28 protein-coding genes and 1 pseudogene are annotated in these 25,039 nt (G+C 64.6%); 4 read left to right on the top strand and 25 right to left on the bottom strand.

Annotated elements, in window-relative coordinates; translation table 11 throughout:
- Window positions 1-47 precede the first annotated feature (47 nt).
- Window positions 48-1,205 carry an MFS transporter gene (locus ACF8GB_RS05835; RefSeq protein ID WP_196121378.1) on the bottom strand — a complete coding sequence of 386 codons (1,158 nt, stop codon included), beginning with the start codon at window positions 1,203-1,205 and terminating at the stop codon, window positions 48-50.
- Between the two features lie 199 nt (window positions 1,206-1,404).
- Here ACF8GB_RS05835 and ACF8GB_RS05830 point away from each other — a divergent pair, with 199 nt between their 5' ends.
- Window positions 1,405-2,298: a LysR family transcriptional regulator gene (locus ACF8GB_RS05830; RefSeq protein WP_058602927.1), complete on the top strand. Its 894-nt coding sequence runs from the start codon at window positions 1,405-1,407 to the stop codon at window positions 2,296-2,298.
- A gap of 27 nt (window positions 2,299-2,325) precedes the next feature.
- On the opposite strand, the gene ACF8GB_RS05825 is transcribed toward ACF8GB_RS05830, so the two are convergent.
- From ACF8GB_RS05825 to ACF8GB_RS05720, 22 genes and pseudogenes are all read right to left on the bottom strand, one after another.
- A complete protein-coding gene (locus ACF8GB_RS05825; RefSeq protein WP_196185531.1) occupies window positions 2,326-2,772 on the bottom strand; it encodes an excinuclease in 447 nt (148 codons plus the stop codon).
- A gap of 15 nt (window positions 2,773-2,787) precedes the next feature.
- On the bottom strand, window positions 2,788-3,219 hold the full coding sequence (locus tag ACF8GB_RS05820) for a hypothetical protein (RefSeq protein ID WP_058638111.1): 432 nt from the start codon (window positions 3,217-3,219) through the stop codon (window positions 2,788-2,790).
- 21 nt (window positions 3,220-3,240) lie between these two features.
- A pseudogene (locus tag ACF8GB_RS05815) lies at window positions 3,241-4,467 on the bottom strand (beta-ketoacyl-ACP synthase).
- A complete protein-coding gene (gene fabG, locus ACF8GB_RS05810) occupies window positions 4,467-5,195 on the bottom strand; it encodes a 3-oxoacyl-ACP reductase FabG (RefSeq protein WP_058602930.1) in 729 nt (242 codons plus the stop codon). Before fabG ends, ACF8GB_RS05815 begins: the two are co-directional and overlap by 1 nt.
- Window positions 5,192-5,659 carry a hotdog family protein gene (locus ACF8GB_RS05805; protein WP_023532704.1) on the bottom strand — a complete coding sequence of 156 codons (468 nt, stop codon included), beginning with the start codon at window positions 5,657-5,659 and terminating at the stop codon, window positions 5,192-5,194. The genes fabG and ACF8GB_RS05805 overlap by 4 nt, the downstream gene beginning before the upstream one ends.
- Window positions 5,656-6,849, bottom strand: coding sequence for a beta-ketoacyl-[acyl-carrier-protein] synthase family protein (locus ACF8GB_RS05800; protein ID WP_196185533.1), 1,194 nt, complete (start codon window positions 6,847-6,849; stop codon window positions 5,656-5,658). The genes ACF8GB_RS05805 and ACF8GB_RS05800 overlap by 4 nt, the downstream gene beginning before the upstream one ends.
- Window positions 6,846-7,331 (bottom strand): hypothetical protein, encoded by a 486-nt coding sequence (locus tag ACF8GB_RS05795; RefSeq protein ID WP_182138603.1) that lies wholly within the window; start codon window positions 7,329-7,331, stop codon window positions 6,846-6,848. Before ACF8GB_RS05795 ends, ACF8GB_RS05800 begins: the two co-directional genes overlap by 4 nt.
- The gene (locus ACF8GB_RS05790) at window positions 7,328-8,059 is read right to left on the bottom strand and encodes a class I SAM-dependent methyltransferase (RefSeq protein WP_392526699.1); all 732 of its coding nucleotides are present in this window, start codon (window positions 8,057-8,059) and stop codon (window positions 7,328-7,330) included. Before ACF8GB_RS05790 ends, ACF8GB_RS05795 begins: the two co-directional genes overlap by 4 nt.
- Window positions 8,056-9,303: an NAD(P)/FAD-dependent oxidoreductase gene (locus tag ACF8GB_RS05785; protein ID WP_392526698.1), complete on the bottom strand. Its 1,248-nt coding sequence runs from the start codon at window positions 9,301-9,303 to the stop codon at window positions 8,056-8,058. The genes ACF8GB_RS05790 and ACF8GB_RS05785 overlap by 4 nt, the downstream gene beginning before the upstream one ends.
- On the bottom strand, window positions 9,290-10,447 hold the full coding sequence (locus ACF8GB_RS05780; RefSeq protein WP_326383312.1) for a sodium:proton antiporter: 1,158 nt from the start codon (window positions 10,445-10,447) through the stop codon (window positions 9,290-9,292). The genes ACF8GB_RS05785 and ACF8GB_RS05780 overlap by 14 nt, the downstream gene beginning before the upstream one ends.
- Window positions 10,444-12,765 (bottom strand): MMPL family transporter, encoded by a 2,322-nt coding sequence (locus ACF8GB_RS05775; protein WP_196185554.1) that lies wholly within the window; start codon window positions 12,763-12,765, stop codon window positions 10,444-10,446. The genes ACF8GB_RS05780 and ACF8GB_RS05775 overlap by 4 nt, the downstream gene beginning before the upstream one ends.
- Window positions 12,755-13,369 carry an outer membrane lipoprotein carrier protein LolA gene (locus ACF8GB_RS05770; RefSeq protein WP_196185538.1) on the bottom strand — a complete coding sequence of 205 codons (615 nt, stop codon included), beginning with the start codon at window positions 13,367-13,369 and terminating at the stop codon, window positions 12,755-12,757. Before ACF8GB_RS05770 ends, ACF8GB_RS05775 begins: the two co-directional genes overlap by 11 nt.
- The gene (locus ACF8GB_RS05765) at window positions 13,366-13,791 is read right to left on the bottom strand and encodes an acyl-CoA thioesterase (RefSeq protein WP_326383311.1); all 426 of its coding nucleotides are present in this window, start codon (window positions 13,789-13,791) and stop codon (window positions 13,366-13,368) included. Before ACF8GB_RS05765 ends, ACF8GB_RS05770 begins: the two co-directional genes overlap by 4 nt.
- Window positions 13,784-15,328 carry a histidine ammonia-lyase gene (gene hutH, locus ACF8GB_RS05760; RefSeq protein ID WP_392475086.1) on the bottom strand — a complete coding sequence of 515 codons (1,545 nt, stop codon included), beginning with the start codon at window positions 15,326-15,328 and terminating at the stop codon, window positions 13,784-13,786. The genes ACF8GB_RS05765 and hutH overlap by 8 nt, the downstream gene beginning before the upstream one ends.
- Window positions 15,309-16,247: a glycosyl transferase gene (locus ACF8GB_RS05755; RefSeq protein WP_100852412.1), complete on the bottom strand. Its 939-nt coding sequence runs from the start codon at window positions 16,245-16,247 to the stop codon at window positions 15,309-15,311. The genes hutH and ACF8GB_RS05755 overlap by 20 nt, the downstream gene beginning before the upstream one ends.
- Entirely contained in the window at window positions 16,244-16,978 is a 735-nt protein-coding gene (locus ACF8GB_RS05750; protein WP_197844106.1) for a glycosyltransferase family 2 protein, read from the bottom strand. Before ACF8GB_RS05750 ends, ACF8GB_RS05755 begins: the two co-directional genes overlap by 4 nt.
- Complete coding sequence (locus ACF8GB_RS05745) at window positions 16,971-18,650, bottom strand: AMP-binding protein (protein ID WP_326383310.1); 1,680 nt, start codon at window positions 18,648-18,650, stop codon at window positions 16,971-16,973. The genes ACF8GB_RS05750 and ACF8GB_RS05745 overlap by 8 nt, the downstream gene beginning before the upstream one ends.
- On the bottom strand, window positions 18,647-19,192 hold the full coding sequence (locus ACF8GB_RS05740; RefSeq protein ID WP_196185543.1) for a hypothetical protein: 546 nt from the start codon (window positions 19,190-19,192) through the stop codon (window positions 18,647-18,649). The genes ACF8GB_RS05745 and ACF8GB_RS05740 overlap by 4 nt, the downstream gene beginning before the upstream one ends.
- The gene (locus ACF8GB_RS05735; protein WP_023532695.1) at window positions 19,189-19,443 is read right to left on the bottom strand and encodes an acyl carrier protein; all 255 of its coding nucleotides are present in this window, start codon (window positions 19,441-19,443) and stop codon (window positions 19,189-19,191) included. Before ACF8GB_RS05735 ends, ACF8GB_RS05740 begins: the two co-directional genes overlap by 4 nt.
- Window positions 19,444-19,452: 9 nt before the next feature.
- Window positions 19,453-19,725 (bottom strand): phosphopantetheine-binding protein, encoded by a 273-nt coding sequence (locus ACF8GB_RS05730; RefSeq protein ID WP_196185544.1) that lies wholly within the window; start codon window positions 19,723-19,725, stop codon window positions 19,453-19,455.
- Window positions 19,694-20,512 carry a 1-acyl-sn-glycerol-3-phosphate acyltransferase gene (locus ACF8GB_RS05725; RefSeq protein WP_196185545.1) on the bottom strand — a complete coding sequence of 273 codons (819 nt, stop codon included), beginning with the start codon at window positions 20,510-20,512 and terminating at the stop codon, window positions 19,694-19,696. The genes ACF8GB_RS05730 and ACF8GB_RS05725 overlap by 32 nt, the downstream gene beginning before the upstream one ends.
- On the bottom strand, window positions 20,488-21,207 hold the full coding sequence (locus tag ACF8GB_RS05720) for a beta-ketoacyl synthase chain length factor (protein WP_392475098.1): 720 nt from the start codon (window positions 21,205-21,207) through the stop codon (window positions 20,488-20,490). Before ACF8GB_RS05720 ends, ACF8GB_RS05725 begins: the two co-directional genes overlap by 25 nt.
- Before the next feature lie 301 nt (window positions 21,208-21,508).
- On the opposite strand from ACF8GB_RS05720, the gene ACF8GB_RS05715 reads away from it, so the two are divergent.
- The 3 genes from ACF8GB_RS05715 to ACF8GB_RS05705 all read left to right on the top strand — a co-directional run bounded on the left by ACF8GB_RS05715 (window position 21,509) and on the right by ACF8GB_RS05705 (window position 22,998).
- The gene (locus ACF8GB_RS05715; protein WP_058638108.1) at window positions 21,509-22,282 is read left to right on the top strand and encodes a ParA family protein; all 774 of its coding nucleotides are present in this window, start codon (window positions 21,509-21,511) and stop codon (window positions 22,280-22,282) included.
- Between the two features lie 61 nt (window positions 22,283-22,343).
- On the top strand, window positions 22,344-22,652 hold the full coding sequence (locus ACF8GB_RS05710) for a type II toxin-antitoxin system HigB family toxin (protein ID WP_197844108.1): 309 nt from the start codon (window positions 22,344-22,346) through the stop codon (window positions 22,650-22,652).
- A complete protein-coding gene (locus ACF8GB_RS05705; RefSeq protein WP_058638107.1) occupies window positions 22,642-22,998 on the top strand; it encodes a type II toxin-antitoxin system HigA family antitoxin in 357 nt (118 codons plus the stop codon). Before ACF8GB_RS05710 ends, ACF8GB_RS05705 begins: the two co-directional genes overlap by 11 nt.
- A gap of 2 nt (window positions 22,999-23,000) precedes the next feature.
- Here the strand turns inward: ACF8GB_RS05705 and trxC are convergent, their stop codons facing one another.
- Together trxC and selO are read right to left on the bottom strand one after the other, a co-directional pair.
- Entirely contained in the window at window positions 23,001-23,435 is a 435-nt protein-coding gene (gene trxC, locus ACF8GB_RS05700; RefSeq protein ID WP_197844109.1) for a thioredoxin TrxC, read from the bottom strand.
- A gap of 26 nt (window positions 23,436-23,461) precedes the next feature.
- Window positions 23,462-24,922 carry a protein adenylyltransferase SelO gene (gene selO, locus ACF8GB_RS05695; RefSeq protein ID WP_058638105.1) on the bottom strand — a complete coding sequence of 487 codons (1,461 nt, stop codon included), beginning with the start codon at window positions 24,920-24,922 and terminating at the stop codon, window positions 23,462-23,464.
- Between the last annotated feature and the right edge of the window lie 117 nt (window positions 24,923-25,039).

Here is a 25,039-nt window from a genome sequence, read left to right as displayed (position 1 = left end):
CGGCGGATCCACTGCGAGCCTGCCTGTGTTGCCGCGTTCCCCTGCCTTCAGGCGGCCTTCGGCGCCAAGGTGCTCAGGCGCAACGCCACCATCAGGGCCACCGCCAGCAAGCATCCAATGAACAGGCCGATGCCGTTCCAGCCCCAATGGTGCCAGAACACCCCGCCAGCCGTGCCCGCCACGCTTGAACCGGCGTAGTAACAGAACAGGTACAGCGAGGAGGCCTGCCCCTTGGCTGTGAGCGCTCGTCGCCCGATCCAGCTGCTGGCCACCGAGTGGGCCCCGAAGAAGCCGAAGGTGAAGACAAGCATGCCCAGGATGATCAGCGACAGCGGCTGGGTCAGGGTCATGAGCAAGCCGCCGCCCATGACCACGATGCTGGCCCAGAACACCTTGCGCCGTCCCAGCCTGTCAGCCAGAGCGCCCACCTGGGCCGAACTGTAGATGCCAGACAGGTAGACGACCGACAGCAAACCCACCAGGGCTTGATTCATGTGATAAGGCTCGGCCAGCAAGCGGTAGCCGATGTAGTTGAACAGCGTGACGAAGGCGCCCATGAGCAGGAAGGCTTCGAGAAACAGCCAGGGCAGGCCGGCGTCCTTGAAGTGCATGAGGAACCCGTTGACCAACGTGCGTGGGTTCAGGGTCTGAGGCTGGAAGTTGCGCGACTCGGGCAATGCCTTCCAGAACACGATGGCCGCCAGCAGTGCCAGGCTTCCCAAGGTGAGCAATGCCGCGTGCCAGCTGACGAAATCGATCAGCACGCCCGTGATCAGGCGCCCGCACATGCCGCCGATGGCATTGCCGCCGATGTACAGGCCCATGGCCAGGCCAATGTGCTGTGGGTGGATCTCTTCACTAAGGTAGGTCATGGCCACGGCCGCCAGCCCGCTCAACGACAACCCGACCAAGGCCCGAGTTGCCAGGACCAGTTCCCAGGTCGGCATCAGCGCGCTGGCTATCGTGGACAAGGCCGCGCAGCCCAGGGCCGCCACCATCACTGGCTTGCGGCCGATGCGGTCAGAGATCGGGCCCGTGACCAGCAGCCCAAGCGCCAGCATGCCAGTCGAGACCGAAAGCACCAGGCTGCTCTGTGCAGCGTTGATGCCGAATTCCTTCGACAGCAAGGGCATCATCGGTTGTACACAGTAGAGCAGGGCAAAGGTGGCGAAGCCGCCGCTGAACAGCGCCAGGACCGTTCTCATGAACGCCGGGGTGCCCTTTTCGATCCAGGCGTCGTGCGAGGTCACAGGCTCGGGTTCGGGTTGGGTCGATACGAGGGCTACAGCGGTTTTCACGGGCAAGTACCTCAGAGGCAGTGAAAAAATCATATAGCTGGCTAATAATTAGGTCCAATATATTGTTCGACCTAATTGAGACGTTTCACGACCTATGAGGTGGGTGATGGAGCTGCGCCACTTACGCTATTTCGTCGCGGTTGCCGAAGAGTTGCACTTCGGCCGGGCAGCCCAGCAACTGGGCATCTCGCAGCCTCCACTTAGCCAACAGATCCTTGCGCTCGAGCAGGAACTCGGTGCGCGGCTGTTCGAACGGACCAACCGCCGTGTCGAGCTCAGCGAGGCCGGGCGACTGTTTCTGGAAGAGGCTCGTCAGGTGTTGGCGCAGGTCGAAAAGGCCGCCGATGTCGCCCGCCGCGCACAGTTGGGCGAACTGGGTGAAATGAAGATCGGCTTCACATCCTCGGCCCCGTTCACATCGAAAATTCCCAAGGCGATTCATGCGTTCCGGCAGCGCTTCCCTGCCGTGCACCTGAACCTCATGGAAATGAGCAGCCGCGAAGTGGCGCAGGGCGTGTTCGACGAGTCCATCGAAGTGGGGCTGATGCGACCCATGCCGCTGGCCGACGGCCTGGTTGCGACCGAGCTGTTTCGTGAGCCCTTGGTGGCAGTGATCAACGCCTCCCATGCGCTGGCCAACGGCGCCGAGCAGGGTGTGCACCTAGCAGCGCTGGCCCACGAGCCTTTCGTTTTCTTTCCACGCAGCTACGGCAGTGGTTTGTACGCGCAGTTACTGGATCTGGCGCGCCAGGCGGGTTTCAGTCCCCATTTCGCGCAGGAAGCAGGGGAGGCCATGACCATCATCGGCCTGGTGTCGGCGGGGCTTGGGGTGTCGGTGCTGCCGGCGTCCTATCAGCGCATGCGCATCGAGGGCGTGGTGTACCGCACCTTGCTGGACGAGCAGGCCACCTCGGCGGTCTGGCTGGTACAGCGCCAGTGCCGCAGGTCGGCGATGGCCGAGGCATTTGCCGAGCTGCTCACCGGGCAGGTTCAGGGATGAAACCTGCCCGGTGAGCGCGGAGAGTCATCAGTTGACGCGGGCCAGGTCACCCTTGAGCGCAACACCGGCAATCACTGCACCGGCGTGGCATTCGTAGGTGGAAGCGTCCTTGCGCTCGTTGCGCTTGTAGTAGCTGGCGATGTTCGTCACGGCATTGGCGTTTGCCTTGCGAGCAGCGTCCTGCAAGGTCAGCAACGCGGATTGCAGGGCCCACTCACAGGCAGCCTCGTCACTCTTGTTGAAGGCGTTGGTTTTCTTGTTGGTGACCGAGTTGGGGCTGATCACGGTGACCTTGCCGCGCGGCTTTACGCCGGCCAGGTAGAATTTGACCGAGCCATCGAGCTTCTTCTCGGCGAGCATCTGCTGCACCACCTTTTCGAACGGCAGGTACAGCGCTGTGTCGCGAGCCTGGCTCATGCCGGGTAGGGCAGCGAGCAGCAGGGCGGTGGCGGCGGTCAGGGTTTTCAAGCGCATCGGGGTCTTCCTTGGTCAGTGGTTGGATGAGGCGTTGCTGCGTTGCAGAAGCTGATCGGCGGACAGTGCGTTGAGCTGGCGCACGATGCTGCGGTCCAGGTTGTAGACCCAGCGGTTGTAGTTGCGGTGGATCTTGCCGTCGTCATAGCCCAGTTCGCGGCTATCGCGGTAATCGATGCGGAACTGGCTGGCACTGTAGTGAATATCCACGGCGGCGTAGAAGGTATTGCGCACGGTGATGTCGGCCTGAATGACCGAGGCGCCCACCGAACGGGCCGTCCAGCCACGCTCGACGATGGCCTTGAGGATCGCCTGCTGGACCTGCTGCTGGGTGTAAGGGGTGGCAGCAGCCAGTTGTTCCGAGGGGTTGAGCACCGGCTTGGAGGTACAACCGGCAAGGCCGGCCAGTACCAGCCCTAGTGCAGCGGCGCGTAGCAGTGAGGACATTCCTTGCGCTCCTATCGAGGGTCAGGGCCAGCGGCGGAAGATCAGCGACGTGTTGACCCCGCCGAAGGCAAAATTGTTGTTCATCACGAACCCGTGGCTCATGTGGCGGAACTCACCACGCAGGTAGTCCAGTTCGCCGCAGCGAGGGTCTACCGCGTCCAGGTTCAGCGTGTGCACATAGCGGTCGCTGTTCATCATTTCGATGCTGAACCAGGACTCCAGCGCACCGCACGCTCCCAGGGTATGGCCCAGGAAGCTCTTCTGCGAACTGAGGGGCATGCGTGGGCCAAACAGGCTGCTGGTGGCCAGGGTTTCGGCGATGTCGCCTTGCTCGGTCGCGGTGCCATGGCCGTTCACATAGCCAATCGCCTCCGGTGCCAGGCCTGCGTCTTCGAGCGCCAGTTCCATGGCCCGGCGCATGGTCGACTGTTCGGGTCGGGTCGTGTGCTGGCCGTCGGCGTTGCTGCCGAAACCGATGATTTCGGCATGAATCTTCGCGCCTCGCGCCCGTGCATGCTCAAGCTCTTCGAGCACCAGCATGCCGGCGCCTTCGCCGATCACCAGGCCATCCCTGCCGCAGTCGTAGGGGCGCGGGCTGAGGTGCGGCGTGTCGTTCTTGAGGCTGGTGGCATAGAGCGCGTCGAAGACCATGGCCTCGGTGGGGCACAGTTCTTCGGCACCGCCGGCCAGCATCATCGGCAAGCGCCCGTACTTGATGGCTTCATAGGCATAACCAATGCCTTGGCTGCCGCTGGTGCAGGCACTGGACGTGGGGATCAGGCGCCCGGTCAGGCCGAAGAAAATGCTGATGTTGGCGGCGGTCGTGTGCGGCATCATGCGCACATAGGAATTGGCGTTGAGCCCGTCGGCCACCGAGTTGAGCAGCATGTTGCCGAACGCCTTGATCTCGTCGGTACTGCCGGTGGATGAGCCGCAGGCAACGCCCATGCGGCCATCGCGAATGCTCGGGTCGCCGAGCAAGCCTGCATCGGCGAGGGCCTGTTCGGCAGCGCCAACGGCCAGGCGCGACACCCGGCCCATGCTGCGAAGCTGCTTGCGCGTCCAGTGCGCCGGGACCTTGAAATCATCGATGGGCCCGGCCAGGCGCGTGTTCATTTCCTCGAAGCGGTCCTACTCGTCCATGCGGCGGATACCACTGCGTTGGCTGGCGAAATGACCGGCAATGGTTGCCCAGTCGTTGCCCAGCGAGGTGATGCCGGCCATGCCGGTGACGACCACTCGGCGCATCAGCACAGCCCCCCGTTGACCGCCAGCACTTGGCGGGTGATGTAGCTGGCCTCCGGCGACATGAGGAAGTTGACGGCGCCTGCTACCTCTTCAGCGGTGCCCATGCGCCCGGCAGGGATCATCTTCATCAGTTCGTCCACCGGCACATGTTCGTCGAGCATGGCCGTGTCGATCAGCCCGGGCGCTACGCAGTTGACGGTAATGCGCCGCTTGCCCAGTTCGATTGCCAAGGCCTTGGCCGCCCCGATCAGGCCCGCCTTCGAAGCGCTGTAGTTGACCTGCCCGCGGTTGCCGATGAGCCCTGAAACCGAGGTGATGCAGACGATGCGGCCCGGCGCGCGGCGGCGGATCATGGGCATGGTCAGTGGCTGCAGCACATTGTAGAAACCGTCCAGGTTGGTCCGCAGCACCTGGTCCCAATCCTCGTCGGTCAGCGCGGGGAAAGCGCCATCGCGGGTCAGGCCGGCATTGCACACCACGCCGTAGTAAGCACCGTGCGCCTCCACGTCGGCTTCGAGCGCCAAGCGGCAGGCGGCGCGTTCGCCGATGTCGAACTGCAATACGCGCGCCTGCTGCCCCAGAGCACGCACTTGATCGGCCACCACGTCGGCTTCGGACCGGCCGCTGCGGCAATGCAGTACCAGGTCGTAACCCGAACGTGCCAGGCGCAGGGCGATGGCACGGCCGATTCCACGGCTCGAACCGGTCACCAGGATGGTATCAGTCATGAAAGGGGCTCCTCAGGGCCCGCTTCGGCCAGGTAGCTGGCCGCTTGCGGCGGGCGGTACACATTCAGGCGGGCGGTGGCGTGGATGCCGGGGCCGCGCAGGTGACATTCGAAAACGCCCATGCCGTTCTCGTCTTCGAGCGAGCGTTGGGCGTGGACATGCAATTGGGCGCCGGCCGGGAAAGACTCGACATCGCACGTGTACTTGCGGGCACCGAGCAAAAACCCCAGCTCGACGGCCTGGCCATTGCGTCGCGCCCGGCAACCGGCGTAGGCGGCGACGCTCTGGGCCATCAGCTCGATGCCGAACCAGGCCGGCAGGCTGCCATCGGCGCGATTGAACAGTGCGCCGGGCCGTACGGTGGTACGGGTGCTGATCTGCTCCTCGTCACAGTGCTCGATGTGATCGATCAGGATCATGTCGCCAGCATGGGGCAGCAGCTCGGCCAGGGGCCAGGTGATCATGCGATGTCTCCAAGAATCAGGCTGACGTTGTTGCCGCCGAAGGCGAACGAGTTGCTCATCAGTCGGCGTGGGCCATGGGCTGCCAGGCGCTGGCTGCCGTCGACCAGGGTCAGTTCAGGCAGGGCAGGGTCGGGCTGGCCGTCCCACAGGTGCGGCGGCAGCAAGCCCAACGGGTTGTGCCTGCTCAGGCTCAGCCAGCAGAACGCCGCCTCGAGCGCACCGGCAGCGCCCAGGGTATGGCCCGTCATCGGCTTGCTGGATGAGCACGGTAGGCCGGCGCCGAACAGGGTATCGACGGCCAGGCTTTCCATGGCGTCGTTATGGGGCGTGGCGGTGCCGTGCAGGTTCAGGTAATGGATGTGCGCGGGCTCAAGCCCGGCATTGTCCAGCGCTTTGCCCATGCACTGCAAGGCACCGGCGCCAGTTGGGTCGGGCGCGGAGATGTGGTGGGCGTCGGAACTGGCGCCTGCGCCGAGCAGGGCGATGCGCTCGCCGTGCGCTTCAGGCGCGCGGGTCATCAAGAACAAGGCGGCAGCCTCGCCGATATTGATGCCATCGCGGTTGGCCGAGAACGGATTGCAGCGGCGGTCGCTGATCGCCTCCAGGGCGCTGAACCCGTTGAGCGTGAGGTGACAGAGGCTGTCCACCCCACCGCACAACACCGCATCGCATACGCCCAGGTCCAGCAGACGCCGAGCGCTCAGCAGCGCGCGGCCGCTGGAGGTGCACGCGGTTGAAATCACATAGGCCGGCCCGCCGAGTTGCAGCCAGTCGGCGAGAAAGTCAGCCGGCGCGCTCAACACTTGCTGGGCATAGTGATAATCGGCCGGGAAGTGATCGCTCGCCAGGAAGTGGCCAATGGCGGCACTGCCTTCGGCGATGCCCGAGGTGCTGGTACCCAGGACCACCCCGACACGGTGGGCACCGTATTGCGTGATCGCCTGGCGCAGGGCGGGCTCGATCTGCAGCGCGGCGGCGTACAACAGCTGATTGTTGCGGCTGTGCTGCTCCGGCAAGGGGACGGCTGGCAGCGGCTGCGTCACGGCGCCCACCGGAGGCTGGCGCTCGGGAATCCAGCCTGGGGCGGGCCGCATCCCTGAACAGTCGCCGGCAAACAGGCGTGCGGCGACGTCGGCCTGGCCATGGCCCAGGGTGCAGATCAGGCCCAGGGCATTGAGGTAGGCGGTCATGGTGTGTGCTCACGGGGCAGGGGGTCGATTACATAGCGCAGGCCTTGGTCCAGGTGCAAGTCAAACGCGTGGGCCGTGCGGTAGGTTACCCGCCAGCGCGCGCCCAGCCAACGCTGCCCCTGCTGCTCCCGGGCCTGGGGATACAACCGGGCCAGCTGGTCCTGTGGCGTGAGGGCGAACAGCACGGCGGCGAACAACTCGCGGGCCGCCGGGTTAGGTGGCAGCAAGCCGTCGGCCTGCCATTGCTGGCCGTCCAGCACTTGCCGCGCCTGGGGAATACCCAGCAGGTCGAGCAGCGACCAGCGCAGACGGCCGCCCTCGTCCTGGATCACCAGTAGCCAGTCCTGGCGCTGCCCGGCCTGGGTGCGCTCAACATGCAGTTGCTGCGGCAGGGCAAGCGCCGGAAGGGATGCGGGCAGTGGTGCCCTGGCGGCGCAGGCACCAAGCATCAGGCAAAGGGCAAGCGCCATCCAGGGTTTCATGCGTGCTCCAGGGGCTTGCGAGCCACTACATTGACCAGCGTTTCATCGCGTTCGCCGACCGGTGGAGGCTTGCGCAGGCCCAGGCGCTCCAGCAGGCCGAAGTCCTTGGCCCGGCTCCACCACAGGTAGGGATAGGACACGTTGTCGGGCCCAAACGCGAACCCCTGCACGCGCAGCATGTGCAGATAGCCCTCGGCGTTTTTCTGCACGTGCATGGGGTGACGGAAGAACCAGCGAATGACCCAGGTATCGATATAGGCTTGCGTGGACTCGGCGAACAGCAGGTAGCCGCCCGGTTTAAGTACGCGGTAGAACTCGGCCAGGGCCTTTTCCTGCTCGACCAGGTGATGGAAGGTCTGGTGGCAGAACAGTACATCGATGGTGGCATCGGGGTAGGGCAGGCTGGCGCAGTCACCGCCTGACAACTCCACCTCGATGCCAAGGCGCTTGGCCTCGGCTGCGCTGAGGTCGAGGCTGTGCGGATCGGCGTCGGTGCCCAGCAGCCTGGAGGGAGCGAATACCCGCTGCAGGTGCTTGAATGACTTGCCCTGCCCGCAGCCGGCATCGAGCAGAACCGGCGCCTGGGGAAGGGCGCCTGCGAAGAGCCGGGCGAGGTCATCGATTGCCACCCGCAGCACGTGATGCTGCCAGGTGTGGCTGCTCAGGAAGCGAAACCCGATGCGGGTTTCTTTCACGTAAGTCTCGCTCAGGAACGGGCGCTGGGTCATGGGGTGTCCCTTGCGCACAGTTCGGCCAGGGTACGCAGCCGGCGCCGCGGCTCGGCGACGAACGGGTTACGTGTATCCCAGGCATACCCGGCCAGTATGGAGCTGATCATGGCGCGAATCTCCGGTGAGCTGCCGGGGTGATAGATCACATCCTGGAAACTGCCGTCGTACCAGCCTTCCACGTACACACGGAAGGTATCGACGCCACGCTGCAGCGGCTCGGCAAACGCGCTCTGCCAGTCCACTGCCTCCCCTTGCAGCTGGCGGTGCAGCAGGCCGGCAGCCATGCTGGCAGAGCGCATGGCGATGGTGACACCGGAGGAGAACACCGGGTCAAGGAATTCCGCTGCATTGCCCAGCAGGGCGTAGCCCGGCCCATGCAGCGCCTTCACGTTGGCCGAATAGCCGCCGATGGTGCGAGCCGGGGTGTCCCAGACTGCATTGGCCAGCACCTTGGCCAGGCCAGGCGCTTGCGCCACGAAGTGCTTCAGGCACGCATCGAGGTCGTCAGGGGCAGCGGCAAAGCGCTCAGCGGCGGCCACTACCCCCAACGAGGTGCGGCCATCACTGAAGGGAATGGTCCAGAACCAGACGTCACGGTACTCGGGGTGGGTGGTGATGAGGATCTTGTCGCGATCGAAGCCGGGGTGGTCGATGCGGTCTTCGATGTGCGTGAAGACCGCTTTGCGCACTGGGAAAGCGGACGGGGCTTCAAGGTCCAGCAGGCGCGGCAGCACGCGGCCGTAGCCGCTGGCATCCAGGACGAACTGGGCCCGGAGCAGGTACTCGCTGCCATCGGGCCGGCGCACCACCACCTGCGGCTGTGGCCCGCCCATGTCGGCGCTGACAACTTCATGCTCGTAGCGGATTTCCACGCCCTGAGCCTGGGCCTGGTCGGCCAGTATCTGGTCGAAGCGGGCACGCTGCACCTGGAAGGTGCTGGTCTTGCCTGGCGTGAAGGTCTGCCCGAAGTCGAAGGCGGTGTATTCGTCGCCCCAGGCGAATGCAGCGCCATTCTTGTACTGGAAACCTGCCGCCTGCACGGCGTCCAGCATGCCCGCCTCTTCGACGAAGTCCAGACAGTGCGTCAGCAGGCTTTCGCCGATGGAAAAACGCGGGAAACGCTGACGCTCGATCACCAGTACGTCGTGCCCGCTGCGCTTGAGCAAGGCCGCCGCGATGGCGCCGGAAGGCCCGGCACCGATGACCAGGACCTCGCGTTGTTGGGTTTCAAGGTTTGGCATGCGGGCTCCTTGCCATGGGTTCTGTGTTGAGTGGAAGGCGATGAAGGCCAGCCAGCGCCGGCATCAGGGTGGCGACCAGGCTCATCAGCATGAGCGCGAAGTACACCGCTGGGGTGATCAACTGCTGGGAAAGCAGCAGGTTGAGGAAAACGATTTCACTGAGGCCGCGAATGTTCAGCAGCAGGCTCTCGCGCCATTTGCCGGCAGCGCCGGGCGACGGAGCAGCCCAGCACAGGCCCAGCCAGTTGCCCAGCAACTTGCTGACGATCGGAAGCACCAGCAGGGCAACTAGCTGCCACGCGTCCAACTGCCCCAAGGCTTGATGGGCATCGATCTGCACCACGCCGTAAGTCAGGATCATGGGTACCGCCAAACCCTGCTGCACGCGGCGGTTGTACCGCTCTGGCAGCGGCAATGCCGCCGCGACCTTGAGCCAGGCCAGGCACGCCAGATAGCCAACCCCCAGCACCAGTGCGTTGAGCGTGTAGTGTTCGGCAATGAACAACAGCACCAGGAACAACGCGCCATACAGCGAAGGCGCACGCAAACCCAGTGCGTGCAACGGCCACGGCAGCAGTGCCGCCAGTAGCGGCAAGGCCAGTGTGCCGGGGTCTAGGCTGCCCTGGCCTACCCCTAGCAACAGCCAGCATGCCAGGTCGATCAGGATGGCAGCCTGCAACAACCGCCGGCTGGCCGCCGGGGGATAACCGATTGCCTGGAGATACAGGTAGAGCACCGGTATGGCGGTGATCGCGAACACCAGCCCCAGTGCCAGTGCACCGACACCGCTCAGCCCTATCACCCAGAAGGCACAGGCGATACCGCAGGCGAACGGCAGCAGGAAACTGGGCACGGCAAGTTTCAGCGCCTGGCGGTCCGGGCGCAGCGCCAGCACGTCGATCAGAATGTGGCCGAGCAACAGGGCGAAACTACCGCCGTAGAGCGTTTTTACCCATGCCGGTGCGATCAGCGCAGTGCCCTCCAAGCGCCAATGCGGCGTCACCCACAGGCCCATCGAGGCAGGGAGCACCAGTGTTGCCAGCAACAGATGGCTGACGATCGGGATCAACCCGAGGCGCTTGCCCAGCCTGCTGGCCAGGGTGAAGAGCGCCAGCGCCAGCGCCCAGAAGATAACGATCATCATGAGCGGTCGTGCGCTCCCTCGCGGGGCGCTGCCCAAGGCGCCAGCAGGAAGCTGAACACCAGCCCCAGGCTCACCGCCACGCCAAAGTTGCTGACGGCCGGCGTGCTGGACAGTGCCAGCAGGCCGAACGACAGCCATGTGGTCAACGCAGCCAGCAGGGTTCCGAGCAGGCTCACCGCGGCGCCGCCGATGCGCTCATGCATGAGGATGGCGTAGTCGACGCTGATGGCTGTCACCAGCAGTAGCCCGAACAGGCTGAACAGTGTCAACGGCTCGCCCAGCCAGCCGAGGCTCGCCAGGCTGCACAGTGCAGCCAGCAGCGGCAAGGCCACGATGCGCAAAGAGCCCCGCAACCCGAAAGGCACGGCCAGCAGCATCAAAATCAACGCGCACGAAAGCAGTTTGAGCTCCGCTGCGCTGACCTGAGTGGCGGCGAACAACTGGTTCAGCTCGCCGAGACGATCAACCAGCTGTACACCGGGCAGGTCCTGCGTCTGCAACCGCAACAGGGCGGCGTCAGACAAGCCTTGCAGGCTGACGATGGCAGCAACGCCGTCACCTGCGCTGCCCAGCCACAAGGGTCGCCATGCCTCGCCCAATGGGCCTGCCAGCACGTCGTCGATGCGCTGCAGTGGCAGTGCGCGCAGTTGCGCGACTTCAGCGTCAAGGGCCGCTTGGGGAACGCCGAGCGCCAGCAGAGGCTGCCAATGCTCCGGTAGCGCAGCCAAGGCCTCGCGCACCTGTGCTTGCTCGGCAGGGGTAGCGACCAGTTGGCCGAGGCTCATGTAGCCCTTGAGCTTGTCCAGCGCCACCAACTCGTCCAGCTTGGCCCCCAGCTGCTGGGTGCGTTCGAGCAATTGCTGCTGGTCGGCAGCCCGCACCAGGTAGAACTGGCTGGTGGGCTGGTAACCGGTGATGCGTGCTACTGCCTGGGCTTGCTGCAACAGCTGCGGCGGCGTGCCCACCCATTGGCGGATATCGTTGTGGGTCTGCAGGTGCCAGAGGCCGCTGGCGCAGAACAGCAGTAGCAGGGCCAGCAACGCTGCGCTCGGCACTTTGCGCAGCAATGCCTTACGCCAGCGGGTGAGCGCCTGGGCGATACGCATCGGCCAATCCGCGGGTTGCAGTTGAGCCTTGGTCAGTAGGGCCGGAACCAGGCACACCGCACTAAGGTAGGCACCCATCAGACCAGCGGCGGAGAAAACGGCAATCTGGGTCAGCGCCGGGAAAGGGGTGAAGGCCAATGCCAGATAGCCGATGCAACTGGTGGCCAGGCTCAGGCTCATGCCTGGCAGGGTCAGGCGCACGGCCGTCCAGCTTTGCCAGGGCTTGAGGCTCCAGCTCTTGGTCAGATAATGCAGCGGATAGTCAATCGCGACGCCGATCAGGCTGGAGCCCAGGACCAGGGTCATGACATGCATCTGGCCGAACACTGCCACGCACACCACTGAGCCAAACAGCATGCCGACCAGCACGGGCACGAACGCCAGCAGCGCGCGCACGCTGCGTAGGGCCAGCAATAGCAACAGCAAGATACCCAGTGTTGCCCCGCCGCCTACCCAGGTGATCTCCCGGCTGGCTTGCTGCTGGCCGGCGGCGGCGTGCAGCAGGCCGCTGGCGGCCAGCAACCGCGCATCGACGGCGCTTGCCTGCACACGCCCCTGGGCCAGCAAATCCGCCACCTGTAGGGGCAGATGCATGTCGAAGGCATTGCCCAGGGTGCGCGCGCGCACCAGCACCCAGTAATACCCTTCGGCCTGGGCAATCAAGGCACCGCTGGCGGTGTCCAGTTCCACGTTCGCGGGCTTGGGCTGGGCATTCTGGATGCGCCCGGTCAGCCCTAACCAGTCGTCCTGGCCCGGCACCAGGCTGAACCCCGCAAAAGGGTCGACCAGGCTCTGGACGCGCTGCGCCACGAAGGCGTCCGGCTGCTGCTGCAATTGTTGCCGGTCAGATGCCGGCAGCATGGCCAGGCGACCTTTGAGCAACTGGTCTCGCACCGCCTGCAGGTCGGTGTCCAGGCTCCACTGCACCTTTTCGAACAGGCCACTGGCCTGCCACTGATTCGCCAACCGTTGTGCCAGCGCCACTGCCTGTGGTCGCTGAGCGTGGCCGACCAGAAGCAGCAACTCGCGGTTCAGTGGCTCCTGCATCCGCTGCTCGGCCTGTTGCACCAGAGGATCCTGGGTCGCGCCGGGCACCAGCGCCATCAAGTCGGCAGACAAGGGCGCGCCGCGGTGCCACTGCCAGCCGGCCACGGCCAGCATGATCAGCAGCACGAAGACGAACAGGCGTGGCAACTGGCGTTCAGTCGGCAAAGTCACTGCGCTCCATGTCGCTCAGCTCGGCCGCGCCGGTGCTTTCAGGCAGGCGCAATACCGTGCTGTCGCCTTGGGTCTCGCTCAGCTCGATGCGCTGCACGAAACGCCCACCGCTGATGTCGATGCGGCTGAAGATTTGCTTGAGCAGCAACGAGCGTGGGGTCAGACGCAGCTGCCACTGGGTTGCATCGCCGCTCAACGCCAGTTCGAAATCACGCTGCAGCCCGGTGCTGTCACCTTGCAGCACGGCAAAGAACAGCTGGTTTTGCTGCGCACCGGCGCTGCGGCTTGGCAGCACTTGCCAGCCGCTCGGGTCGCGCCGGGCAATGCCCTGGGCGTCGATCCGGTAGTTCTGACGCAGGGGGGTATGCAGCATCCAGAGCAGGCCATGATCACGGGCAAGCACGAACTCACCCTCGCTCAGCAAGGGCTGGGGCAGGGCACGCAGGTGTTTTTCCTGAATGAATGGGCCCTTGACCACCGCAGGTGCGCTGAGCTGGCGTTGCAGGTCGTCCAAGTCGAAGGCTGCGCTCAAGGGGCTGACGATCAGCACCGCCAGCGTTGCCAGCACGCGGGCCAGCCGTTTTAGCGCAGGGGTCATGGCAACACCTGCTGCACGGCATCGAGCATGGCCTGCGGCGAGGCCAGCTGCATCTCGCCACTGTCGATGTGCACGGCCACCTGAACCGTACTGGCACGGGTCATGCGCTCCCCGGTCACGGCATCGCTGATCAGGTAATGCAGCTTCAGGCGGTTTTCCCATTCCACCAGGCTGGCCCTCACATTCAGGCGCTGGCCGAACGTCGCGCCGCGCATGTAGCGCAGCTGCAGGTCGATCACCGGCCATGCATAGCCGCTGGCCTGCATCTGCACATAGTTGTGCGCCAGGCGGTCGAGCAGGGCGCATCGTGCCACTTCCAGGTACTTCACATAATGGCCATGCCAGACCACATGCATGCTGTCGACATCGAAAAACGGCACGATGACCTCGGTGTCGACGTGGAAAACGCCAGGGTTACGCATGCAGCCTCCAGTGACGTTGACCGATGCGCACCAGGCAGTGGCGCAGGTCGCCTTCAAGTGCGCGGTCTTCGATGACCGGCGCGAACTCCTGCAGCAACGCCTCATGCATCTGCGCCAGCGCAGGGGGCAACGCGTGTGCCTGAGCCTGCTGGCTGCGCAACCAGACGCCCTGATTGGCGGCCAGCAGTGCCGCGGCGGCGACTTGCTCGGTCAGCTCCAGGACCCGCAGGGCATCGCGGGCGGCGATGGTGCCCATGCTCACCTTGTCCTGGTTGTGGCATTCGGTTGAGCGCGAAAACACGCTGGCGGGCATGGTCTGCTTGAGCGCTTCGGCGGTCCACGCGCTGGCCCCGATCTGCACAGCCTTGAACCCATGGTTGATCATGGCGCGCTCGGCCGGTGCGCCCGACAGGTTGCTCGGCAGGCCGTGGTTGTAACGCACATCCACCGCCAGCGCGAGCTGTCGGTCGAGCAGGTCGGCCACGTTGGCGACGAGGGTTTTCAGGCTGTCCATGGCAAAGGCGATGTGCCCGCCGTAGAAATGCCCACCGTGCAGCACGCGCTCGGCATCACCGTCGATGATCGGGTTGTCGTTGGCGCTGTTGAGCTCGGTCTCGATGAAACCGCGCAACCAGCCCAGGCTGTCGGCCAGCACCCCCAGGACATGGGGCGCGCAGCGTAGCGAATAGCGGTCCTGCAGGCGGTGCAAGGGCGGCAGGGGGGCGTCGATCGCCAGGTCCTGGCGCAGCCAGGCGGCGACCTGCGCCTGGCCAGGGTGCGGCTTGGCGGCGAACAGGCGCTCGTCGAAGTGCTCGGGGTTGCCTTGCAAGGCAACCACGTTTAATGCAGTGATCCGGGTTGCCAGGTGCAGAAGATAATCGGCGCGGGCAAATGCCAGGCACGCAAGGCCGGTCATCACTGCCGTGCCGTTCATCAGGGCCAGGGCTTCCTTGGGCCTGAGCACCAGGGGCTGCCAGCCCAGTTCGCGGTGCACGTCGGCGCTGCGGCGGCGTTGACCCTGGAACATCACCTCGCGCTCGCCCGAGAGCGTCGCGGCTACGTAGGACAGCGGGGTAAGGTCGCCACTGGCGCCTACCGAACCTTCTTCGGGGATCAGCGGCAGGATGTCGTGGGCAATGAAGTCGCGCAGGCGCTCGAGCAGTTCCAGGCGAACACCCGATACGCCGTGGCTGAGTGAACGCAGGCGTGCAGCCAGCACTGCGCGAGTGGCCGAGGCGTCCAGCAGCTTGCCGAGGCCGCAACCGTGGAAGGTGTAGAGGTGGCGTGGCAGCGCCTCGACGTGTTCAAGCGGCACGGCCACGACACACGAGTCACCGTAGCCGGTGGTCACGCCGTAGATCACCCCTTCCTTGTCGAGCAGGGTGTCGAGAAAGCGCGCCCCGCGGGCAATGCGCTCGCGGTAGGCAGCATCGTCCTGCAGGTGTGCCATGGCACGGCCCTCGGCCAGCGCCACGACGTCTTCGATAGCCAGCGGCGATTCGCCGAACGTGACAGGTTCATGCGCTTGCATCGTCATCGGTCTTCCAGAAAGGGTAGAAATTGAACCACTGCAGGGGTGCGCGCGTGCAGTAATGGCCCAGGCGATCGGCGTAGCGGGCGGCCCATTGGGCGATGACTTGATCGCGCTGGCCACGTCGCCATTGCAGGCGTTCGGCAAAAGGTTCGAGGGTGACGTGATAGCGGCCGTCGTGCTTGAGACAGAACAGCAGGTTGAGCGGGCATTCGAGCATGCCCGCCAGTAACCATGGGCCCTGGGGGAAGGCGGCGCGATGGCCTAGAAAGTCCACCTCGACAGTGCGCCCGCCATGCAGCGGCACGCGATCCCCAGCGATGGCCAGCCATTCACCACGCTCCAGGCGTTCGGACAGTTGCAGCATCACCGCAGGGTCCAGCTCGCTGACCTGGATCAGTCGCAGATTGGTGGCTCCCGCCTCGCCCAGCAGGCGGTTGAAGCGCTCGGCATGGCGGGTGTGCACCAGCACGTTCATGGTCACCTGCTCGCCGATTTCGGCCAGGGCCCGGCAGACTTCCAGGTTGCCCAGGTGGGCACCCACCAGCATCTGCCCGCGAGCGCCGCGCAGTTGCTGACGCAAGCCGGCCGGGTCGTGGATTTCGATATCCTCGATGCGCAGCTTGCCGTTCCACACGTCAAGCTTGTCTAGCAGGGCCTCGGCAAAGGCCATGAACTGACGAAAGACCTGCCATGAGCTGGGGGCAGGCGTCTGCCCGGCGTTCCATTGGTGCAAGCGTTGCTGGTACTGCCACGCGCTGCGGCGGGCGCGGCGACCGAACAGGAAGAAGTAGGCGACGATCAGGTGGATCAATGGGCTGAGCACACGGCGGCCAAGCAACCGTACCAGGGTGGCGGTCAACTTCATCAGCCAGAAGCTGCCCCGCTCCTGGTGGTCGGCCCAGTGCTGCGACGGTGTGCTCATGACTGCCACCGACGCCAGAGGATTGCAGGTGCTCGCACCAGCATGCCGAAGAACAGCTTGGCGTGCATCTTGGAGATCAGTGCGTTGTCGTGGACCAGGCGAAAATGCGACAGGCCATCCTGTGGATAATGTACCCGCGTCGGCAACCAGCGCATCGGTTGGTTGCGCCAGGCCAGGCGCACGAGAACTTCCGGGTCGAAGTCCATGCGCTTGCCAAGGCGCACGTTGTCGATCAGGGCCAGCGTGGCTGGCAGCGGATAGACCCGAAACCCGCACATGGAATCGGGAATCTGCAGCGACAGGCTGTTGATCCACACCCAGACGTGGGTCAGGTAACGCGCGTACAGCCGCCCTTTGGGCACACTGGCGTCGTACTGTGGATACCCACACACCAGTGCCTGGGGGGCATGGCGGGAATGCTCCAGAAACGTCTGCACATCGCCCAGGTCGTGCTGGCCATCGGCATCGACCTGCAACGCATGGCTGAAGCCCAGTCGCGCCGCCTCGCGCAGGCCGGCCATGACTGCACCGCCCTTGCCCTGATTGACAGGCAGGGTGACCAGGAACACATCCCTCTGTTCGGCCAGCCGGGCGAGTACCTGCGCGCAGCCTGCATCGCTGGCATCGTCGACCAGCACGCAGGGCAGGCCCGCGCGCAGCAAATCGTCCACGACCGCCGGGACGGCCTGTTCGTGGTTGTAGACCGGGATCACCGCGCAGGGCTTATGCACAGGCGTTCTCCAACAGAACCCGGCCGCTCGAACACGGTTGACCGGCACAGGTGAAGGCGAAGTAAAGCTTGCCGCGTGACGTGTCCAGGCGAAGGCTCAGCGCCAGCTCATCGCCGGGCCGCACCAACTGCTGGAACTTGAGCACCTCCATGCCAGCAAAGCGCAGCGGCGACTCGGTCAGCTCAGCGGCCAGCGCGACGGCCCAGTCGATCTGGACCACACCGGGCAACACCGGCGTGCGGGGAAAATGCCCTGGGAAACAGGCAAGGTCCAGGGGCACGCCGAGCTTGAGCTGGAGCTCGTCACCTTCGCGGTGCTGCTCCAGCACATGCGGGGCCATGCTGCGAGGCGCCAGCAGCAATGCCTGCAGCGCAGCCTGGGTCAGCTTGCCCTGGTTGTTGAGCGGCAAGTGCTGCACCAAGCGCCAACGGCGTGGCAGTGCCAGCGCCTCGCAGTGGCCTGCCAGGTGGCTGCGCAGGGCCTCGACCAAGGCCCGCCGCCCCTGGTTGCGCAGGGCGTGCAGGCCTGCGGGGGTCGGCACCAGCACGGCGCCTAGGCTGGCCCGGCCGTTTTCGATCATGCCAAGACGTGCTTCAGACACCCATGGATGCGTGCACAAGGCCTGTTCGAGCATGGGGAGCGAAATTCGTTTTTCTTCGAGCTTGACGATCCGATCCAGTCGCCCCAGCAAGCGAAAGCGCCCGTCGGACGAGAATTCGACGGCGTCAGCGCTGTGTTCCACATGCCCCGCTGGGAGGTAGGGCGAGGCGATGCACAGCGCCCCCTGGTCATTTTGGCTAAGCTGTACACCGGCAAACGGCTGCCACAACGACTGCCCCTGGCGCCAGGCGATCCCGCCGGTCTCCGAGCTGCCGAGGATCTCTGCTGGCCATTGGCCCAGCCGCTGGTGCAGGCGCTCGGCTGCATCGGCGGGCAACTCACCGCCCGACGAGAACACCTTGCGCACCGGTTGCAGGGCTGGCCAGTCGAGGTTTTCGCCCATGCGCTTGAGCAGCGCCGGGCTGGCGACCCAGGCAAAGGCCGGGTGGGCGCGGCTGGCCCGTTGCAGGTCCTCGGGGAACGGCAATTGGCGGCGCTCGAACCCGCGCCCGGCGCACAAGGGCCACAGCACGCGGAACAGAAGGCCGTAGATGTGCTGGGTAGCGACGCTGCCGATGATCCAGGCAGGGCCTAGAGCCTTGCCCCACAGGTGCTCCAGCGCATTCACCTCGCTGGCCAGTTGCGTGACCTGCTTGTCGATGCGCTTGGGCTCGCCGCTTGACCCGGAGGTACACAGGCTGATGCGGCACCGGGCCAGGTCCAGAATGGCAGGTGGCAAGGGCGTGTCCAGCAAGCTGTTGGGCGATGTGTCCTCAGCCAGATCCGTGAGCCACAGGTCTACGTGGGCATTCCAGCGCTCGCGGGTGGCCGGTTGCAGGTCGGCCGGCAGCAAGACCTCGACCTCGGCCCGCCATGCACCGAGCAGGACGGCGGCCAGTTGCGCGGCGTCCTCCAGGTGCACCGCCAGTCGGCGAACACTCCGCGCATGCAGGCCACCGGCCAGGCGCAGCGCCTGCTGGCTCAGTTCGGCGTGGTCCAGGGCGGGGGCTTGGGTCACCTGGCGCGGCGCATCCAGCGGCAGCAGCAGGTGTTCGAGGTTGATCCAGTTCATGAGCGTCCTCGCACACGTTGTCTAATCAGCCATTCGAGGGCGAACAGCACGCCCATCGCGGCATAGGCGATCACGCCGTTGTAGAGCGTCCACCAGCCCAACGGCGCCCACAGCGTAAGGGCGGCCGCGATCAGGCCGTTGATCAGGAAGAACAGGCACCAGGCCTGGGTGACCTGCCGGGTATAACGCACAGCGCGCGGCGGCAGCGCCGGGTCGCTCAAGCGTGCCAGGCGTTCGGCCACCGGCATGCCGTGCACCAGGCTGCTACCGAACAGCCCCAGCATGAAGGTACTGATGAGCACCGGATACCAACGCAGCAGTGCCTGGCTGTCCGATAGCCCCAGCAGCCCACAGAACGCCAGGGCGGCGATTGCCATCCACAGGCTGCCGGGCCGGCGAGGCGCGCTCAGCGCACGTGCCAGCCAGAGGCCGCCGAGCAGCAGGCCAAATTGCCAGGGGGCGTAGTGCGCCATGCCGAAATGCACGGCGAACGGATACAGCAGCCCGGCGATCAGCAGGCCGGCGCCGATCAGTCGCTTCATGCCGCCGGGTTCACCAGGCGGAACACAGCCTCGACCACGTCGTTGACGGTACGCACCGACTTGAACTCGTCAGCGGCGATCTTCTTGCCTGTCTGGCGCTTGATGTGATCGATCAGGTCGACGGCGTCAATGCTGTCGATCTCCAGATCCTGGTAGAGGTTGGCGTCCAGGCTAATGCGCTCAGGCTCGAGCTCGAATAATTCGACCAGGGCGTCGCGCAGAATGTTGAAGATGTCTTCACGGGTTTGCATGATGCGGTCTCAGGCGGCCTGACGGGCGGTGACGAACGCCGCCAGGGCGGCGACACTGCTGAAATGGTTGCGGGTGTCCTTGGCATCGGCGTCGATCTTGATGCCATAGCGCTTCTGGATGGCCAGGCCGAGCTCGAGCGCATCAACCGAATCCAGGCCCAGGCCTTCGCCGAACAGGGTCTGTTCGTCGTCGATGTCCTGGACGCTGATGTCCTCCAGGCCCAGGGCGTCGATGATCAGTTGCTTGAGATCACGGTTGAGGTCTTGCTGTGACGCGCTCATCGGCGGCGAGCTCCTTGATGTAGTAGTTGTGCAGATAATCGTTGAGCAGACGGGAAGCTTTGGGCGCAGGGCCCAGGGCCGTGTAGGCGCCGGGATGCACGTCCGGGCCCACCGAAAGGGTGAAGTGCACCCGCCTGCCGGGTATGCGGTACCAGGGTTCGTTCTTGGTCAGCGTGGTCGGGCTGACCTTGATGGTGACAGGGGTGATGACGCTTGCACCGCGCAGGGCAATCGCAGCCGCGCCGCGGTGAAAGGCCGGCGGCTGACCGGGCGAGGTACGCGTGCCTTCCGGGAAAATCACCAGGGTCTGGCCCTGTTGCAGCGAGGCGACGGCGGTGTCGAGCATGTCCATGCTGCCATCGTTGCCGATGTACTGCGCCTCGCTGACCGGCCCGCGCGTGAACGGGTTGTCGAACAGGCTCTGCTTCACGACGCAATTGGCTTGGCGTACCAGGCCGATCAGGAACACCACATCGATCAGGGACGGGTGATTGGCGATGATCATCTGGCCCGGCCGGCCCAGGCGCTCGGCCCCGTCAATTTCGTAGGTCAGCACACCCATGGCGCGCATGAACTGCACGAAGCGCCAGAACAGCCAGCTGATGGTGCGCCGGGCCCGCTCGCGGTGGCGTGCCCGGCCACCCGGCAGGCAGGCCAGCAGCGGAAACACGAATAGCCGCAGGGTCAGGCAGCCCACGCCAAACAGCATAAAGCTCGTGGCGGTGGCCAGCAGGCGCCAGATATAGGCGTCGCCTGGCCTGCTCACGGCTGTCGGTGCCAGTTCCATGTACGACGCTTCCCTGTGTGAGTGAAATCGGTGCGGCCGTTGAGCATGGCCTTGAGCCAGGCCAGGCCGTGAGGCAGCGCAGGCACGGCAGGTGACGCGGCGACCTCGCCGGGCGCCAGCTGCCATTGCCGGCCCGGGGTCAGCAACAGGCCGAGCGCGTAGGCGAACGGTACGTCGTCTATCCAGGGGCCATAGGCCGGTGGTGGCTGCTCTTCGGTGACGATCAGCAGCACGGCTGGGGCGCCATCAGCCATGAGCGCTGCGGCTTCTACCACGCCCTGTTCGAAACCATCCCCGGCAGCGGCCAGAGCCGTCATCTCGCAGGTGGAACCGCGCAGGATCGACCACAGGCCAATGACCGCGTTGTGCACCGAGAGGCTGAACTGGGTAGGGGACAGCGGCTGCCCGGCAGCCAGTTCGCCCAGAATCGAAAACGTGCGGGGTGTTTCACCGTGGCGTGAAACGAACACCAGCGGCAGCGGCGGCTGGCCCTCTGCCAATGGCCAGGCCACCGCGAACGCCATGCGCGCCATGTGGCTCAGCCGACGACGCTGCATGGCTGGCAGGAAGGCTACGTCAGGCGCGCAGGCGTCTGCACCCGATGGCGAATTGCCGCTAGCCCAGGCGTGCCAGTCGGCAGGCGCCGAAAGGCCCGGAGCCCATGCACGCCATTGGGTGATGTTGAAGGTGATCACGGTGGTCTTCTTCCCGCCCTGAGGGGCTTCCATGCCGAGCGAACGACTCGGCGCCTGCCTGTCAGGGGTGGTGCGTTCATCGAGTGGCGCGCATTATCCCGGTGCGGCAGTGATGTAGCAATGGATTCGGATCCAAAGAGACAACGCCTTAAAGCGGATGTGGCGTGGTCCGATTGAATAGTTTCATTTTTCCGACAGTCGGTTACGGCGCCACGGGTGGTGGGCGGCCGCTGTAGCAGCGCTGGTCATGAACACAGCGTCGCCACATACTCGGAACCTCGTCCCTATCCGGAGCTCAGTCATGCGACGCGTGGTGTTCAATCAGAAAGGCGGGGTGGGCAAGTCCAGCATCGCCTGCAACTTGGCCGCGGTAAGTGCCCATGAAGGCTACCGAACCTTGCTGATCGACCTGGATGCACAGGCCAACTCGACCCAGTACCTCACTGGGCTGGTGGGCGAAGACATTCCCATGGGGATCGCCGATTTCTTCAAGCAAAGCCTGTCCGGCGGACCTGGAGCAAAGAAGAACAAGGTCGAAATCTACCAGACGCCATTCGACGACCTGCACGTGGTCACCGCCACCTCTGAGCTGGCCGACCTGCAACCCAAGCTCGAAGCCAAGCACAAGATCAACAAGCTGCGAAAACTGCTCGAAAACTTGAGTGAAGACTATGAGCGGATTTACATCGACACCCCGCCGGCCCTCAACTTCTACGCCGTCTCGGCGCTCATCGCAGCGGACCGTGTACTGATCCCGTTCGACTGCGACAGTTTCTCGCGCCAGGCCCTGTACGGGCTGCTGGCCGAGATCGAGGACATCAAGGAAGACCACAACGAACACCTGATCGTCGAGGGCATCGTGGTGAACCAGTTCCAGCCCCGTGCCAGCCTGCCGCAGCAGATGCTGGACGCGCTACTGGCCGAAGGCTTGCCGGTGCTGCCGGTGTATCTGGGCAGTTCGGTGAAGATGCGTGAGTCGCACCACGCCAGCCTGCCCCTGATCCACCTCGACCCCCGCCACAAACTGACCCAGCAATTCGTGGCGCTGCATGATTTGCTGGGTGGGGAGGGGTAGGCGCAGCTTCCGTGCAAGTCTGGTGTTGATCATAATCTCCCAAAACGGGAGATTTTTTGAAATGCGGGTGATTGCCAAAAGCAGTCTAGTGAAATTTTGGGAGATGCCCGGTAATCGCGATGCCAAGGCTGCATTGGAAAGCTGGTATGACTTAGTGATCAAAGCTACTTGGCTAACACCGCAGGATGTGAAAGATCAGCTCGGCAACGCTCGCATCTGTGGAAGGAACCGCATTGTTTTCAACATTGGCGGTAATAAATATCGCCTCGTCATGGAAATGCAATATAAGTCGGGCATCGCCTGGGTGAAATTCGTCGGCACCCATGAATGCTATGACGAAATTGACGTGGAGACAGTGTGTGAATATTAAGCCTATTCGCAGTGATGAGGATCTGCACGCGGCCTTTCGGCGGCTTGAGGCTATCTTCCAAGCCGAACCGGGCACCCCCGAAGCTGATGAAATGGAAGTACTCGTAACCCTGATTGAAGTGTACGAAAACAAGTACTACCCCATTCAGTCGGCTACCCCTCTGGAAGCCATCAAATTCTGCATGGAGCAACAAAGCCTCACCCCGCGAGACCTGGAGCCCTATATCGGGCCCAGTGGCCGGGTATCTGAGGTCTTGAATGGAAAGCGTAGGCTGAGCCTCTCCATGATCAGACGCCTGCACGAGGGGTTACGCATCCCCTATGAGTCGCTGCTGGGGGGTACCTGAAGTCAAACCCCTTTGCTGCGCAGCCACTCCAGCAGTGCCTGAAGGGGAAGAGCCCCCGCCTGGCGCACGACCTCGCGGCCGTTGCGCATCAGGATGAGGCTCGGGATCGAGCGAATGCCCAGTTGCCCGGCCAAGGTGCGGTTGGCTTCGCTGTCGAGCTTGGCCAGGCGGCAGCGGCCACTCAATTGGCGGGCCGCCTGTTCGAACACTGGCGCGAAGGCCTTGCAGGGGCCGCACCAATCGGCCCAGACATCGATCAGCAAGGGCAGGTCGCCTTTGACCTGGCTGGCATAGCTGTTCCCGGTCAGCACGAACGGCGTCTGCAGCACGACCTGCTGCTTGCAGCGGCCACACTTGGGCGCATCGCCCAGGCGGTCGGCGGGTAAGCGGTTCAGGCCATTGCAGTGAGGGCAAGGGACAACCAGCGAATCGGTCATTTCATCTCCGTTCGAGTAAGTGGGTTTCAGGACGAGCAACTGATTTCCAAGTGCTTGCCCCAGGCAGGGGGCGGCGCTGCATAGGCCTGCATCCCGGTCTGTTCCTCGAACGGGCGGCTGAGCACCTGATGCAAACGCCTGACCTCAGTGTAGTCGCCTGCCTCGGCCGCTTCGATGGCGTTCTGCGCCAGATAGTTACGCAGCACATACAGCGGGTTCACGGCGTGCATGCGCTCACGCCGCCCGGCAGCATGGTTCGGTTCACGTTCGCAGCGCGCTTGATAGTCCACCGCCCAGGCGTCGAAACCCGCCAAGTCGACGAAGTCGTCACGTACCGATTGCAGCGCGTCGGCCAGCGGTTGATCGCCCAGTCGGCGGAAGAACAGGTTGTAGTCCACGCCACCGCTCTGCATGCGTTGCAGCAGGCGCTCGACCAGGGCCATGTCCTCGTCCTCGGCCGTCGTCAGGCCGAGCCGACGACGCATCAGGTCCAGGTAATGGGCCTGGTACAGGGGCAGGAACAGCGCCAGCGCCTGCTTGAGCGCTTCGACATCGATCACCGTGGTCAAGGCCTGGGCCAGCGCACTGAGGTTCCAATGGGCGATCGGTACCTGATTGGCATAGCTGTAGCGGCCGCGGTCGTCGGAGTGGTTACAGATGAAGTTGGCATCAAAATCGTCGAGGAATGCGAACGGACCGAAATCGAAGGTGATTCCCAGGATCGACATGTTGTCGGTGTTCATCACGCCGTGACAGAAGCCGTACGCTTGCCAGCGTGCGATCAGCTCGGCATTGCGCTCGACGATGGTCTGGAACATAGCCAGGTAAGGCTGTGCGGCGTCTTTGCACTGCGGGTAATGCTCATCGAGTACATGGTCGATCAGCACGCGCTGCTGCTCGGGCTGCTGGGTGTAATAGAAGTACTCGAAATGGCCAAAGCGGATATGGCTCTGGGCAAGGCGGGTGAGCATGGCAGCGCTTTCCTGGGTTTCGCGCCACACCGGGGTACTGGAGCCGATCACGCACAGGGCGCGGCTGCTGGGTATGCCCAAGGCATGCAAGGCTTCGCTCGCCAGAAACTCACGGATCGAGGAACGCAGCACGGCACGGCCATCGCCCATGCGTGAGTAGGGTGTCTGGCCGGCGCCCTTGAGGTGCAGGTCCCAATGTTCACCGGCATCGTTGACCACCTCGGTCAGCAACAGGCCGCGCCCGTCCCCCAGGCGCGGGTTGTAGCCGCCGAACTGATGGCCGGAGTACACCATCGCCCGCGGATCGGCGCCTTCCCAGAGCTTGTGGCCGCTGAACAGCTCGGCGAACAACGGCAGCTCGGCCTGGGCCGGGTCCAGGTCGATCAGCGCCATGGCCGACGCACTGGCAACCACCAGGCGAGGGTCTGCGATGGGCTCGGGCAGTACCTGGGTAGAGAATGCGTCGCCCAGGCGGGCGAAGCGGTTGTCGAAGGTGAGCTGGTCGAGGGCTTTCACGGGGCTGCTCCTGAGTCGGGGTGGCAAGAGGCCGCTGCGTGGCCCTGTGCGGGCGGACCGGCCGTGAGCGAGGACCACGCCCTCGCGGGTGGAACAGGCATATCTGCCCTATGGAGT

Origin of the sequence: Pseudomonas sp. xss_4 (genome assembly GCF_043104125.1) — a bacterium.
Lineage (GTDB): Bacteria > Pseudomonadota > Gammaproteobacteria > Pseudomonadales > Pseudomonadaceae > Aquipseudomonas > Aquipseudomonas parafulva_B.
Note: the sequence above shows the minus strand (reverse complement) of the source record. Positions and strands in the feature narration are given on the sequence as shown.

Excerpts from the sequence above, each read along its gene's own strand:
- ACF8GB_RS05795 (WP_182138603.1), bottom strand. The coding sequence starts at position 7,331 with ATGAAACCCTGGATGGCGCTTGCCCTTTGCCTGATGCTTGGTGCCTGC.
- ACF8GB_RS05765 (WP_326383311.1), bottom strand. The coding sequence starts at position 13,791 with ATGCGTAACCCTGGCGTTTTCCACGTCGACACCGAGGTCATCGTGCCG.
- ACF8GB_RS05770 (WP_196185538.1), bottom strand. The coding sequence starts at position 13,369 with ATGACCCCTGCGCTAAAACGGCTGGCCCGCGTGCTGGCAACGCTGGCG.
- ACF8GB_RS05755 (WP_100852412.1), bottom strand. The coding sequence starts at position 16,247 with ATGAGCACACCGTCGCAGCACTGGGCCGACCACCAGGAGCGGGGCAGC.
- ACF8GB_RS05710 (WP_197844108.1), top strand. The coding sequence starts at position 22,344 with ATGCGGGTGATTGCCAAAAGCAGTCTAGTGAAATTTTGGGAGATGCCC.
- ACF8GB_RS05830 (WP_058602927.1), top strand. The coding sequence starts at position 1,405 with ATGGAGCTGCGCCACTTACGCTATTTCGTCGCGGTTGCCGAAGAGTTG.
- trxC (WP_197844109.1), bottom strand. The coding sequence starts at position 23,435 with ATGACCGATTCGCTGGTTGTCCCTTGCCCTCACTGCAATGGCCTGAAC.
- hutH (WP_392475086.1), bottom strand. The coding sequence starts at position 15,328 with ATGACGATGCAAGCGCATGAACCTGTCACGTTCGGCGAATCGCCGCTG.
- ACF8GB_RS05835 (WP_196121378.1), bottom strand. The coding sequence starts at position 1,205 with ATGAGAACGGTCCTGGCGCTGTTCAGCGGCGGCTTCGCCACCTTTGCC.
- ACF8GB_RS05780 (WP_326383312.1), bottom strand. The coding sequence starts at position 10,447 with ATGATGATCGTTATCTTCTGGGCGCTGGCGCTGGCGCTCTTCACCCTG.
- ACF8GB_RS05805 (WP_023532704.1), bottom strand. The coding sequence starts at position 5,659 with ATGATCACCTGGCCCCTGGCCGAGCTGCTGCCCCATGCTGGCGACATG.
- ACF8GB_RS05730 (WP_196185544.1), bottom strand. The coding sequence starts at position 19,725 with ATGAGCGCGTCACAGCAAGACCTCAACCGTGATCTCAAGCAACTGATC.
- fabG (WP_058602930.1), bottom strand. The coding sequence starts at position 5,195 with ATGACTGATACCATCCTGGTGACCGGTTCGAGCCGTGGAATCGGCCGT.
- ACF8GB_RS05740 (WP_196185543.1), bottom strand. The coding sequence starts at position 19,192 with ATGAAGCGACTGATCGGCGCCGGCCTGCTGATCGCCGGGCTGCTGTAT.
- ACF8GB_RS05825 (WP_196185531.1), bottom strand. The coding sequence starts at position 2,772 with ATGCGCTTGAAAACCCTGACCGCCGCCACCGCCCTGCTGCTCGCTGCC.
- ACF8GB_RS05820 (WP_058638111.1), bottom strand. The coding sequence starts at position 3,219 with ATGTCCTCACTGCTACGCGCCGCTGCACTAGGGCTGGTACTGGCCGGC.
- ACF8GB_RS05745 (WP_326383310.1), bottom strand. The coding sequence starts at position 18,650 with ATGAACTGGATCAACCTCGAACACCTGCTGCTGCCGCTGGATGCGCCG.
- ACF8GB_RS05725 (WP_196185545.1), bottom strand. The coding sequence starts at position 20,512 with ATGGAACTGGCACCGACAGCCGTGAGCAGGCCAGGCGACGCCTATATC.
- ACF8GB_RS05715 (WP_058638108.1), top strand. The coding sequence starts at position 21,509 with ATGCGACGCGTGGTGTTCAATCAGAAAGGCGGGGTGGGCAAGTCCAGC.
- ACF8GB_RS05785 (WP_392526698.1), bottom strand. The coding sequence starts at position 9,303 with ATGCCAAACCTTGAAACCCAACAACGCGAGGTCCTGGTCATCGGTGCC.
- ACF8GB_RS05790 (WP_392526699.1), bottom strand. The coding sequence starts at position 8,059 with ATGACCCAGCGCCCGTTCCTGAGCGAGACTTACGTGAAAGAAACCCGC.
- ACF8GB_RS05800 (WP_196185533.1), bottom strand. The coding sequence starts at position 6,849 with ATGACCGCCTACCTCAATGCCCTGGGCCTGATCTGCACCCTGGGCCAT.
- ACF8GB_RS05735 (WP_023532695.1), bottom strand. The coding sequence starts at position 19,443 with ATGCAAACCCGTGAAGACATCTTCAACATTCTGCGCGACGCCCTGGTC.